The sequence below is a fragment of the Methanococcoides vulcani genome (assembly GCF_900111645.1).
GTDB lineage: Archaea > Halobacteriota > Methanosarcinia > Methanosarcinales > Methanosarcinaceae > Methanococcoides > Methanococcoides vulcani.
On sequence record NZ_FOHQ01000008.1, the window covers coordinates 39,766 to 52,199 of the forward strand.

Annotated in this window: 12 protein-coding genes; 3 read left to right on the top strand and 9 right to left on the bottom strand. The window is 41.8% G+C overall.

Features of this window, described 5'->3' with window-relative positions:
• Window positions 1-95: 95 nt before the first annotated feature.
• The 5 genes from BMX02_RS10760 to BMX02_RS10780 all read right to left on the bottom strand — a co-directional run bounded on the left by BMX02_RS10760 (window position 96) and on the right by BMX02_RS10780 (window position 5,314).
• Window positions 96-1,277: an ABC transporter permease gene (locus BMX02_RS10760; protein WP_091690699.1), complete on the bottom strand. Its 1,182-nt coding sequence runs from the start codon at window positions 1,275-1,277 to the stop codon at window positions 96-98.
• A 4-nt stretch (window positions 1,278-1,281) separates the two neighbouring features.
• Window positions 1,282-2,226 carry an ABC transporter ATP-binding protein gene (locus BMX02_RS10765; protein WP_091690700.1) on the bottom strand — a complete coding sequence of 315 codons (945 nt, stop codon included), beginning with the start codon at window positions 2,224-2,226 and terminating at the stop codon, window positions 1,282-1,284.
• Window positions 2,219-3,265 carry a COG1361 S-layer family protein gene (locus tag BMX02_RS10770; protein WP_091690701.1) on the bottom strand — a complete coding sequence of 349 codons (1,047 nt, stop codon included), beginning with the start codon at window positions 3,263-3,265 and terminating at the stop codon, window positions 2,219-2,221. The genes BMX02_RS10765 and BMX02_RS10770 overlap by 8 nt, the downstream gene beginning before the upstream one ends.
• A gap of 60 nt (window positions 3,266-3,325) precedes the next feature.
• Window positions 3,326-4,366 (bottom strand): COG1361 S-layer family protein, encoded by a 1,041-nt coding sequence (locus BMX02_RS10775; RefSeq protein ID WP_091690703.1) that lies wholly within the window; start codon window positions 4,364-4,366, stop codon window positions 3,326-3,328.
• 294 nt (window positions 4,367-4,660) lie between these two features.
• Window positions 4,661-5,314: a hypothetical protein gene (locus BMX02_RS10780; RefSeq protein ID WP_091690705.1), complete on the bottom strand. Its 654-nt coding sequence runs from the start codon at window positions 5,312-5,314 to the stop codon at window positions 4,661-4,663.
• A gap of 645 nt (window positions 5,315-5,959) precedes the next feature.
• On the opposite strand from BMX02_RS10780, the gene BMX02_RS10785 reads away from it, so the two are divergent.
• A complete protein-coding gene (locus BMX02_RS10785; protein WP_091690706.1) occupies window positions 5,960-6,532 on the top strand; it encodes a PGF-CTERM sorting domain-containing protein in 573 nt (190 codons plus the stop codon).
• A gap of 240 nt (window positions 6,533-6,772) precedes the next feature.
• On the opposite strand, the gene BMX02_RS10790 is transcribed toward BMX02_RS10785, so the two are convergent.
• The 3 genes from BMX02_RS10790 to BMX02_RS12430 all read right to left on the bottom strand — a co-directional run bounded on the left by BMX02_RS10790 (window position 6,773) and on the right by BMX02_RS12430 (window position 9,420).
• Window positions 6,773-7,423 (bottom strand): YggS family pyridoxal phosphate-dependent enzyme, encoded by a 651-nt coding sequence (locus tag BMX02_RS10790; RefSeq protein WP_091690708.1) that lies wholly within the window; start codon window positions 7,421-7,423, stop codon window positions 6,773-6,775.
• A gap of 241 nt (window positions 7,424-7,664) precedes the next feature.
• Window positions 7,665-8,435: a group II intron maturase-specific domain-containing protein gene (locus tag BMX02_RS12425; protein WP_244624893.1), complete on the bottom strand. Its 771-nt coding sequence runs from the start codon at window positions 8,433-8,435 to the stop codon at window positions 7,665-7,667.
• On the bottom strand, window positions 8,395-9,420 hold the full coding sequence (locus tag BMX02_RS12430; protein WP_245725356.1) for a reverse transcriptase N-terminal domain-containing protein: 1,026 nt from the start codon (window positions 9,418-9,420) through the stop codon (window positions 8,395-8,397). The genes BMX02_RS12425 and BMX02_RS12430 overlap by 41 nt, the downstream gene beginning before the upstream one ends.
• A gap of 867 nt (window positions 9,421-10,287) precedes the next feature.
• Between BMX02_RS12430 and BMX02_RS10800 the strand changes: the two genes are divergently transcribed.
• Both BMX02_RS10800 and BMX02_RS10805 read left to right on the top strand, forming a co-directional pair.
• Window positions 10,288-10,557: a DUF3303 domain-containing protein gene (locus BMX02_RS10800; protein WP_091690709.1), complete on the top strand. Its 270-nt coding sequence runs from the start codon at window positions 10,288-10,290 to the stop codon at window positions 10,555-10,557.
• Between the two features lie 183 nt (window positions 10,558-10,740).
• Window positions 10,741-11,139 (top strand): hypothetical protein, encoded by a 399-nt coding sequence (locus BMX02_RS10805; RefSeq protein ID WP_091690711.1) that lies wholly within the window; start codon window positions 10,741-10,743, stop codon window positions 11,137-11,139.
• A 191-nt stretch (window positions 11,140-11,330) separates the two neighbouring features.
• On the opposite strand, the gene rsgA is transcribed toward BMX02_RS10805, so the two are convergent.
• On the bottom strand, window positions 11,331-12,356 hold the full coding sequence (gene rsgA, locus BMX02_RS10810) for a ribosome small subunit-dependent GTPase A (protein ID WP_091690714.1): 1,026 nt from the start codon (window positions 12,354-12,356) through the stop codon (window positions 11,331-11,333).
• Window positions 12,357-12,434 lie beyond the last annotated feature (78 nt).

Here is a 12,434-nt window from a genome sequence, read left to right on the forward strand (position 1 = left end):
GATCTTCGTTAATATAAGGATGAACCCATGGGTCCTAAACTGGTCGTAACTTTTGAGATCAGGGATGAAAAAGCATACAAAGCTAAACCAGTGGTTCATTCAAACCTGAACCTGGAAATAGCCAGTCCAAAGAAAAGAATAGTCATAAGAAGCAGTACCCCTACTTCTTTCAATATCCCGGCAAGTCCCAGGTCAAAATACAGCAGATCATAGAAACCATCCATTGCCCAGGCAGTGATGGTAAGATGAGCCAGATCCTGCATGAACTGGGGCATGATGAACAGCGGCCACCAGGAACCGCCCATGGCAGACATTATTAACACGATCATAGTAGATACCGAATCTGCCTGATCCTTGGTTGTCACAAATACTGCCACCAGCAGACCGAGTCCTGTGCTAGTCAGCGTGATAGCAGAGATCAGTACTATCAGAGCCACCACGCTGCTTCCCAGGTTCAGGTCAAAGACCACGTGTCCAAAGATCAGCAGGACCGTAAGCTGCACGAATCCCCTGAAAAATGTACTGGCAATCTTGCCTCCGATGATCTCCGGTTTGCTGATAGGAGCAGTGACCAGTCGTCGAAATGTCCCGGATTCCCGTTCCTTTAACAGACTGGCCGACCCTACTCCAATGGTTGTGAACAGAAGGAACATGATAGCAAATCCAGGTACATACTGTGTAAATGGTGAGAAATCCTCCAGACGGGTGGAGGTGCTCTCTGTGACCACCTGCACAGGAGGAGGTTGAGTGAACTGGTCTGCCACATCCACGACCTCGTATATCTGCTCTTTATTATATACCGGAACTCCATAAGCAGCCACCGTCTTAACCACCACCACGTTGGTAGACAACCTGCTGGCATAACCTTCCACGATCTTCTCCACAACCGTGTTCGCATCCTTCTCGGTAGGGTCAGTGATGATCAATAGTTCGCTATTCTGCCCTCCCATCACGGACTCTGTGAAACCCTGTGGAATGATAATCAATCTGCCGTATTCCTGGTTCCTGATCCTTTCCCTGGCTGCAAACTCATTGGATTCCATATCCACATCCAGTATATCGATCTCTTCCAGAAACTCCACAAATCCTTTTGAGATCTCGCCATTGTCCAGATCCACCACCAGTACATCAATCCCGATGTCCTGACTGAACGAACCACTCAGTGCCAGCCCTGTCACCGATATTACGAATATGGGCATAATGAACATCAGAAGAAGGGCATTGCGGTCCCGCATAAGGATCTTCAGGTCCTTGGCAGCAATGATATGGAACTTCATGACTTTACCTCCTCAATCTAGTACCTGTCAGGTGGAGGAACAGGGTCTCAAGGTCTGGTTCTTTTATCTGGATGGACTCCACCTTTGTACCTGAAGCTATCAGTATATCGATTATGCCTGCCAGTGATTCCCTGCCCCGGACCAGTCCAATGGTCATGCTACCGCCATCCACAGCCACCTTTTGAACTTTATCGATCTGCTGTATGGTATCCGCGGCTTCTGGTGGAAGCTCTTTTGACGTCACCTGAATGATATCGCTCTCACCTACCAGCTTCAGCAAACCTTGCAGGGTATCCAGGGCAACGAGCTTTCCTTTATCCATAATGGCAATGCGATGGCACAGTTTCTCCGCATCTTCCATCTGGTGGGTGGTTAACAGTACAGTCGTCCCCTGCCGGTTAAGATCACGGATGGTATCATAGATCCGCTTACGGCTCTGGGGATCAACACCGGTAGACGGTTCATCCAGAAACAGTATCCTGGGGTTGTGCAGCAGTGCAACAGCAATGTTTATCCTGCGTTTCATACCCCCCGAGTAACCTTCCAGCCTGTCGTCTGCCCTATCCGTAAGGCCCACCATATCCAGCAATTCTTCTATCCTGTCTTTCATTGCTTTTCCGGACAGACCGTATATTTTTGCATAGAATGCAAGGTTTTCCCTGGCTGTTAATGTGTAATACAGGCTGATCTCCTGAGGCACAACACCAATGATCTTTTTAATGTCAGTAGCATTTTTTTCCACATCAAACCCGTCGATGGTAACCCTGCCTGCAGTTGGCTCCAGCAGGCAGCACAGGATAGATATGATGGTGGACTTTCCTGCACCATTGGGACCCAGCAGCCCAAAGATCTCACCTCTTTTGATATCAAAAGAAACGCCTTCTACAGCCATAAATCCATCATATTGTTTGCTCAGATCTTCCACGGTGATGATGGCGTCATCAGTCATTGCTACCCCTGCCTTTACGCTGTTTCATATAGCCATATGCCAAAGCTACCAGTATCAGCAAACCTCCACCCAGCAGGAAAGGGTTCTGGTATATTGCACCCCTGTCTTCAGGCTCCCCAACCTGTGCGGGCACATAGATGGTATCAGAGACTTTTGTTTTACCCTCGTGATCTTCATATTCGATCTCGGCTTTAATGGAATATGTCTTGGCAGTGGCATCCGGGTCCACGTCGATATTGAACATAGCCTGAACCTCATCGCCGGGATCCACATCTCCCAGGAAAGCCGTATAATCTGTACTGCTTAAGGGATCTGAGAGCCTCAACCTGGCAGTAGCCCTGGAAGCCGTCTCCTCACCTGTATTCGTGAATGTCATGCGGAGGATGCCAGAACTTCCAGGCAGCAGTTCGCTATCCACTTCAATGACCTCAAAATCTGCCTGTTCCCTGATGATAATGAAAACATTATGGCTTTCATTCACTTCCTGATACAATATGTTTCGGTCTATCTGGTTGCTGGTCACATCTCCCTCCACCTGTACATCTTTCTGGAACTGGTAGGTAAGGTTTACTTCCAGAGGATACGTGCCTGCGGTCGCACCCTCCCATACTTTGATCTCGAACTGTATGGGCTGGGATACCTGACCCGAAACCAGGGTGCCTGCACTCTGTGGCGGTGTCTTTATATCCAGCGGTGCATCCTTTGCCGACAGGGATGCCATCACCCCAACAGCCGTAGTGACATCATATTCCATGTCCTGTTCTATCGTTGATAATGCGATCTCATTGGCATCTTCTGGCTCGTTTTCAGATTCAAATCCAAGGATTTTGCCCTGGTTCATGATCTGTATGAGTGCAGCGGAGGATTCACCCCTATCGTATTCAGGGCTGCCCGCGATGCTCACCACCATTTCAGGACTGCCGTGGACGGTAAAATAATCATCATTGAATGTCCATATATTTGGAGGGACAGACTCGCCATGTGCCTGAACTGCAGACAGCGTCAAAAAAAGTATTACAAGTGCCAATAGTCGTTTCATAACTGTACCCCATGTACAATTTTCATCTGGTCATATATAAAATAACCTTAAGCGAAAATTTCAACTATTACTTTCCTTACCTCGTTTAACGTGGAGATAAACACCAGCAACACCCGCTATTATTATAGCAAGCAGGTATCCAACTGATATCATACTTTCATCCGTTTCCTCCACTGTTGCCGACACTTTCATTACATCAGATATCCGGGTATCACCGCGTCCGTCCTTGTATTCTACCTCAGTCTCGATCCCATAAGTTTTGGGCAGTGCATCGCTGTCCACTTCTATACTGTACTGCGCCTGATACGAGTCGCCGGGTTCAAGTGTGCCCAGAAATGCCTGATCATCGGTGGTGCTGAATGGATCTGACACTATTATTCTGGCCACGGCATCCTCAGCCACCACATCTCCCACATTCCTGTATGTGACGTAAAAGAGGCATTCTTCATCTGGTATCAGCTGGGATTTGACACTCTCAACGATAAAATCAGCTTTGGGCTTCACTTCAATATGGATAGGTAGTGTCTGGTTCTTCATGACATACCAATAATCGATTCTCTGGTTTGGATAACCATCAACTTTAACATCACTCTGGTATTGATAGGTCAGATTTAATCTGAGCTCATATGTTCCAGAAGGGGCATTCTTGAAGATCTCGATGTCGAATTCCATTGGTTGTGCTATCTCGCCGCTCCTAAGATATTCTACCTGCTGAGGATCGCTGAAAACTCTCACCGGTGCTTCATCTTCATTTTTGAGGGCACCATGGATATTTACTGCTGTAGTAATATCGTATTCAAGATCCAGTTCTGTGCTGGCATCCACAGACTCATTTGGTCCTACTGGTTTATTTTCAGTCTCAAAGGTACCTGTCTGACCGTTATTTATCAACCGGACGAATATCCTGGATGTCTCCCCACTTTCAAATTCAAGATTTCCCATCACAGAACCCGAGAGCTGTGGCTCCCCGGAAACATCATAATAATCATCCAAGAGTTCATCAATGTTGGGAGGAATGATCTCAGCATTAACATTAGAGGTTGCTACAAATAGTAGAAACACCCCAAACAACACCAATATCTTTTTCCGCATACGTTCCATACCCTCCTTCATTTTTGGACTTTGTAGTACGCTATAATGTAATTTATAACCTAACTTTTACGACTCAAAATAAATATAAGTGCTCCTAATAACAATAATAGATTGACGAAATAAAGTAAGATTTCTTCTGTCAGAATTTAAGTTTTGAGATTTGATTGCAATTAATTTTACGAATTCGGTTTATAAGCTTTCTCTCAAGAATCCCAACCTCTCCACTAAACTTATGCTTAGGATGTTTCCTGTACTGCATAATTGGGCAACGGCGTTTACAACTCATTTGCATAACCAAATTCTTTAAATGTTCCATCCAAGTGTTAAAATAATTTTGGACATCAGGGAGAAGACTGCTGCCGGGACGGCAATAAGCAGATTCCTTATTGACACCACATTCGATGAGACGATGTTTTTGATAGCCATCATTTCGTTGCCATATGAAATACCGATAGTGTCAGCAGAAGTTTGAATGTTCCTGATGGGAACGGAAACTATTGCATAGGGGATATACAGCATTGGAATGATGACCACGATATGAATAGCAGCATATACGAACATGAGCAATCCGACAACAAGGAGTAATGGCAGTTCCAGAAGATAGAATGGATTAAATTGTGTCTTTCGTGGCTCTAGCATTTCAGCCAATGACGAAAATAAGATCGCTAAGAATACGAAGTTCCCTCTGGTGAATTCATACAGATTCGGAGAGGTCATATCCCGGACAATATTCTCAAGATCCCTGGAATTCTTCAAAATTCCCGTCTGCGTCAGGAAACCGAAAACAAATGTGTAAAAAGCTATAAACTCTAAAAGCAGTTCCGCCTTTATCTGCCATGTTCCCTGTCCCTGTACAAAGAATATCCAGATATTCAATGCTAAGAGTCCGATGAATATCGATATAAATGCCAATTTATAGGAGAGTGTCGATTGTGCAGATGTTTCCTGAGTCCCCATGATAATCCCACAATAATCGTATTTGTGGTGCATATTATTTAATCTTCAGCCTTTTGAAATAGCTCTATAGAAATCCTATGGCTTAACTGTAAATAACCATCTGATAATCTAATAATAAGAAGCCCCTTGTGGGTCAGGTCATGAAGAAAACAAAGGGTGTGCAGATGCACGTCAGGCCCATGAGTTGCTTATTGCTGCTCTTAAAGACTAAGACCATCGATCTTGTCCTTTTTACTTTTCTTTTAAGTTTTTCAATTTCTTTTTTGTTATCAGATTGTATATCAAAACCAATTAGTAGTTTTAAAACATATACTCTATTACCGTATCATAAATGGTACGGTGTGGCAGTGAATCAGAAGGTAGAACGCCATTGGGCATAAAAACCCATGACCTTTCAAGGTTTGATTGGCATTTGTAAATCCTTTAGGTCGACCTGAGATGGGGAGAACATCGGGGTAAGGGTCGCCCAGTGAGATGTCGCCCAATAAAGTCGACAAATCGATCCCTGATCACTGCTATCAAATTACTTTTTTATTGTTTATTTTCGATTAGCTTTGGCTTTATTTTTGCTTCATGTAATGTAAAACACTACAGGCAGTGCTACTACTTGTGTTGTGCCTGACATATTTAATGAGGAGACCATTTATGAATTATAAATATATTTCATGCTTGATACTTATTTCTAGTATTTTGATCAGCGGTTGTGTGACGCTTACATATGATACTAAAGTTGATAGAAATGGAGGAATCGTAGAGCATACTATGGTCATAGAAACCAGCTCATATGTATATGCACTAATGAATGAGGAAACACAGATCAGAGACATTGTGGTTTCTGAAGGTGGAGAATATAGTGAAGTCTGGGATGGAGATAATGTACAGATGATCATTAGTGGACTTATTCCCCCAAACATCTATACAGAAACAGATGGAGATCATCTTATATACCGACACACGATAACCGACAACTTCACGACCGATTATTCAGAATACGGGGCTGCCGCCATAGATGTACATTATTATTTGGAGATGCCAGGTGAAATTGTTGAATCTAATGCAAACGTAGTTGATGGAAATAAGGCAGAATGGCACATGGTAGGTAGCACTCAGCCTGAAGATATTTATGCCAGGTGCGAGCTTCCTTTAATTCCGGGATTTGAAATTCTAAGTTCTATTCTAGCGATCTTAGCTATAGCATTTTTCTTTAGAAAGGAATAAAATTCCCTTCTCATTTTTTAATTTAAAAGCTTCATTATTCCGGTTTTTTAGCTTCTTTCAGATTACCATTGGGCATAAACGGCTTATCATTTCTGACATTCCTGCTTCATGTAATGCAAAGTACCCTTAGAGAACCTTATTTTCTTCCATTCAGCCTTTTTCGTGTACTCAACTTTTCCATTCATCACAGAATTAAACTTAGCAGTAACTTTCCTTACTCCAGCAGTTCTAAACCAAATTTTAGTATATTCTGTTCCCGAATATTGCAGAACCAACACGCACCATCGTAGCCCCTTCTTCGATGGCGATCATGTAGTCATTGGACATTCCCATTGATAGTTCCTGGATATCGATGTTATCCTGATCTACCTGTTTCATCTCATCAAAAAGTGCTTTCATCTTCTTGAAATATGAACGTGTTTGCTCAGGGGACACAAAGGGAGGTATGCACATGAGTCCTTTCACATGAACATTTTTGAGTGAATGGATCTGTGTTATCACCTGTCCTATTTCATCTGATCCAAAGCCGAATTTCTGTGGCTCGTTGCCAATGTTGACCTGAAGGAAGACCTTCTGGACCTTGTCAATGGCTTCGGCTTTCCTATCAATATCCTGTATTAACTTCAAGGAGTCAACTGACTGGATCACATCAAAGTGCTGAACGGCTTTTTTAACCTTGTTTGTCTGTAAATGTCCTATTAGGTGCCTTTCACAGGGCAGGATCTCATCACATTTATCCTCGAATTCCTGAACTCTGTTCTCCCCTATGATGGTGGCTCCGGCTTTGATGGATTCGTTGATCCTCTCAGGGTCGATCGTCTTGGTGACGGAGACAAGTTTTGTCCTTCCAAGTTCTTTAAGGATCATCTTTACATTTTCATCGACTGTCATTCATGTTCCCAATACGATTTTTATTCAAGATATGATGCATTTAAATGGTTCCAATGATGGGCTATATGGATTAAGTGCAATGAATTTTATATAAAACGTTCGTTTGGTTCTACGGTTTGCTTCATGTAATGCAACGTACCTTTAGAGGACCCTATTTGTCGGCTAAGTCAGAGGGATTACTCCCTCTTTCTCGCCTAAGAACTGTACATGAGACTTTTACCTCATACAGCTCAAGCATCTCTTAACCTTTACAGGCAACAGTTATTGTTTTTGGATTAGTAGCATGATGTTGTCTATGACAGTGAACATGCACGTAAGCTAAGTTTGACACAATGTAATCTTTATGATTTCCATTCTTGTGATGTAGAGGTCTTTCTTCTGCATCAGCACTAATGTCAATCGGTAGATTACAAATGTGGCATTTGCCTTTTTGATTAATCCAAACTTTCTTAAACATTCCAGATAATTTTCTAGCACCTTGATTGAACTTGCGTTCAACAAAGTATTCTTTGTCAGTATAAGGGTTTTTGTCCAGAGATAGTTTTGTATGTCTAACTATCCTTTTGTCTGATAATAATTTAAGTTGGTTTCTTGTTGTTGAAAATACCCATTTCCTCGTTCCTTTGGGATGCCAATATTTATCAACTATCCAAGTTCTTGATCTCATGGGGTGTCTTCTCTTAGCCCATTTCCAAAGTATGTTCCATAATTTGTAATCTATTAAGTGGAATGTTTCTTTGGAAACCACTCCTTGATGATAATTTGACCATCCAGTAATGATTGGGTTAAGGGTGTCTATTAAAACTTCTTGTGTCCACGTTTTTCCATCCTTAATAGTATTACTGATTTTCTCAGTTACTTTCTGAATGTTTTTCTTAGACGGTTTTATAAGAAGTTTCCCTTTGTATTTTCTAAAATTCCAGCCTAAAAAGTCAAAACCATCATCAATATGGGTAATTAAAGTCTTTTCATCAGACAGTTCCAGACCTTTGTTTGTTAGGAAATTTTTCAATCAATCCTTTAACTTCTTCTGCTATTTCCTTTGTATTTGCAGTAACAATGAAATCATCCGCATATCTCACAAAATTTACTTTGTGTTTATTGCTTTGATGTGCTGTTATTCTTCCACTTTTACCTCGATGGTATTTATCAACCAATAAACTTTCAATTCCATCTAAGGTTATGTTAGCCAATATTGGTGATATAATACCGCCTTGTGGTGTTCCTGCTTTTGTTGGAAATAGAGTTCGGTCAAAGACAAATCCTGCTTTAAGGAATTGTTTAAGAATTGATTTATCCATTAGGATGTTGTCAAGTAACCATTGATGACTAATGTTGTCAAAACAACCTTTAATGTCTCCTTCCAGTATCCATTGAGCAGAATTATTTCGACATGTGCATCCGAAGATTTGTTCACATGCATCATGAGTACTTCTGGATTTTCTAAATCCAAAAGAACGTTTGTCTGCTGTTTCTTCTGCAATTGGGTTTAATGCCAATGCATAAAGTGACTGCATAGCTCTGTCATGCATGGTTGGAATGCCTAAAGGTCGTTTCTTATCTTTCCCATATTTCTCAATAAAGACTCTTTTTAATGGTTTTGCCTTGTATTTCTTATCAGTTAATCCAAGTACAGCTTTCATCTTAGAGACAGGTGTATTCCACAATTCTCCATCGATTCCTGCTGTTCTTTTACCCTTATTCTGAATTACCTTTCTGACAGCTAACAGTTTAGCGTAGTGAGAATGGGTTAGCAAATAACTTAGTCTTTTAACTAAATTCCAATTTCCTTTAATAACTGCTTTCGTAATCCTGACTTGTATTCTATTAACATGTGATTCAACAGTATTCCAATTAATGTTGTTCCAGTTGGACATGTCTGTAAGTTTCTCATCATTTAATTCGGCATAACCACTAAGGGCTTCTGTTTCATTATTTGGTGTATTTGAATATCTTACATTCATAGTTATACCTTCATTCTTACGTTTCGATACCATAGAGTAAGTCTGCATCCTTTCGGATCAGGGCAAATTCTGAACCCCTATACATACCATTACAGTCTGTCATTCGCTTTCTACTCCTTTCCTTTACCCTCTATGTCATTGTCCTTCCTTACGGAATTCCTACCCCGAAGGGAACATATAGGGCTTACCAAGTTCTATAACATGAATAATTGTGAATACCTTAGAAGCCATCTATAAACCGAGAACCATTCGTCCATTTCCCATTATGTGGAAGAAGCCATAATGGTCTGATTCTATACCTTTTGGTTCAAGCGTGTCAATCTATTTTTCGCTTGTTGCTGATTACGGTTCTTACAATGGTTCAACTTTCGTTTCTTCATAGTATTCTTATCCTAACAGATTGTTTAGGTTAGATTCCCAAACTTCTCCATATTGTCCTATGAGCTTCACACCCTGACGTTACCATCAACGCATGTCATAGTAGGATTATCCCAAATGGAAGGGACAGCGTTTCCGCAATTCATGGTTTAACTTTCTTGTCGCACTCTTCCATTCAGCATAAGGCATGTCAATGATCTTTTTTCATCAACAGATCATAAATATCTCATTTCAACTGAGATAATGAAATGCAGGATCATGGGTCTGCTCCACTGTTGTTCAGCAAATTTCAGATAGCTTTGAAATATGGATCTGATCATTTTTGTTCTTACTTTTTACTTTTGAACTCGCTAAGAGAAAGCTCATATCAAAAAGAATATATAGCTAATTGTGCAAATCTTTTGCCAGGTTTGGGAGTGCTGAAATAAAATTCTCTTACCGAGATCAGCCGCAAGCCAGGGGTTTAGGCTGAAATTAACTGAATAGAAGAAATGTAAGTGAATAAAAGGGGAGTATTAAGAAATGTTGTTTATGGACATAGTTACGTGGGACCCGAAGGACAGTGACAAGGTAGAAGAACGTTATGAGAATTGGGAATATCCGGAAGGAATAAAAGTTGTCAGTGAGTGGCTTGATCTCACAAGCTGTCGTTATTTTGTTGTGTATGATGCTGAGAATACTGAAGCTTATGCTGCTTCCATTCTTCCATGGAGGGATATATGCCTGCACGAAAGCTTCCCTGTAATGGAAGCAAGAGAGCTAATGAAATTCACAGCAGAGCGCATGGGATGATCATACAATAATTTGATAAACCAAAGCTTTCCTGACTTATCATCTATTTTCTTATTTTTCTTTTTTAATTCTGGCACCATTAAATGTTCTGCTATTTTTCTTCTATAATGGATGGGGTTTCTTTTTAATAAGAGAAAATATAGATATCCCTATAATAAAAAATCTGTTCGTGGGGGACAAGATATGAATAATAGATCGAAGAGCTTACTGCATGTTCTTTTCATTTCTTTAGTAGCTTTGTCTTTGTCTGTGACAGTTGCTTCTGCAGAAGTGAGCACTGTATTGTATGATGGAAATGCCCTTGATTTTGCAACTCCACCGGATGTTGTAGCCTATGCCAATACTGTGCATGTTACACCTCCATCCGAGTTCCAGATCGCAACAAGTGGTTCGATCTGGCGATATCATCAGTGGATCGCGTTGATGAATCAGGGTAACTGGGTCGAAGCAGAGACAACAGTTGAAACGACCACAGTAGGTGTCCAGTTCTGGGGTGAGCACTGCCGATTGACTCCGGATCAAGATCGAGTTCCATCCTGCCGATGGATCCAATTATCCGTAGGACATGACGTTCAAATTTGAAATGACATATCTCCAGACGAGTTATCAGATTCCGGATGTCTTCTGCTACCTATGGAAGGGTGCCGATGTGCTGCTCCAGCCGGTAGATTTCCAGTATTTCCGAGTCCGGTTGCTCAATTCCGATATTTGCCCACGGCTCCAGCGAGATGTCTTCCGGATTTGTGGTATTTGATGAATTCATCATCAACTTCTTATTTCCCGGTAAATTCCCGGTATTTTCTGGCACTTTGTGTCATTCCTTTGTACTTTTTCTTCTCAAGTCTTTTTAGGCCAAGCTCGGCTTTTTCGGACTGGAAGACAAGTTCATCGGTCAATTTGTGATAACTGGCCAGCCTTTCCTGTGTGATGAGTCCTTGCTGTACTGCATTCCGGACAGCACAATGAGGTTCATCATGATGTGTACAGTTCTTGAACCTGCAATTGTGAGCCAGATCTGTAATATCCGAAAATGTTCTTTCAATTCCGTCAGAACTGTCCCCAAGCTGGATCTTCCGAATTCCAGGATTGTCAATGAATATCCCGCCGTTTGGAAGAAGGAACAATTGCCTCACTGTGGTTATGTGTCTCCCCTTATCATCATCTTCCCGGACACCCATGGTCTTCTGGATGGTTTCACCAAAAAAAGTGTTGATCAGTGTGGATTTGCCGACTCCGGATGAACCGATAAGTGCTACCGTTTCATCAGGGTTGATGTAAGGAAGAAGTGCATCCAGTCCGTTCTTTGAAAGGGCGCTGATAGTAATAACAGGGACATCGCCTGCAATGTCCTGTGTTTCTTTTATTACCTGTGCCGTATCATCAACAAGATCGATCTTATTTACCAGAATAACAGGCTTTGCACCGGATGAATACACAATAGTAAGGTACCTCTCAAGTCTTCGCAGGTTTTGATCTTTTCCTACTGCTGTAACAATGAAAATCGTATCAATATTTGCAGCGATAACCTGTTCTTCACTGCCATCTCCCGGAGAACCTCTTGCAAGACAGGTCTTTCGGGGAAGTATATCTACGATGGTATATGAGTTCAATTCAGTCTGGTCCAGCAGAACAACAAAATCCCCGACAACCGGCTGTTTGCCGATCCGGCGCATAGCACCTGATATCGCTGCCTGGATCATGGCACCCGGAATGAGAATCTCGCAGACAGTCTTATGCTGGGCTGCAACTCTTCCTGCTATGTATGGACCTTTGTAAGCAGAAAATGCATCTTCAAGCATGTCGTCCCAGCCGGGAATTAAATCCGGAAGATCTGGATGGGCTTGTTCAGGTATTTTGGATTCCGATCGCTTGTCTAT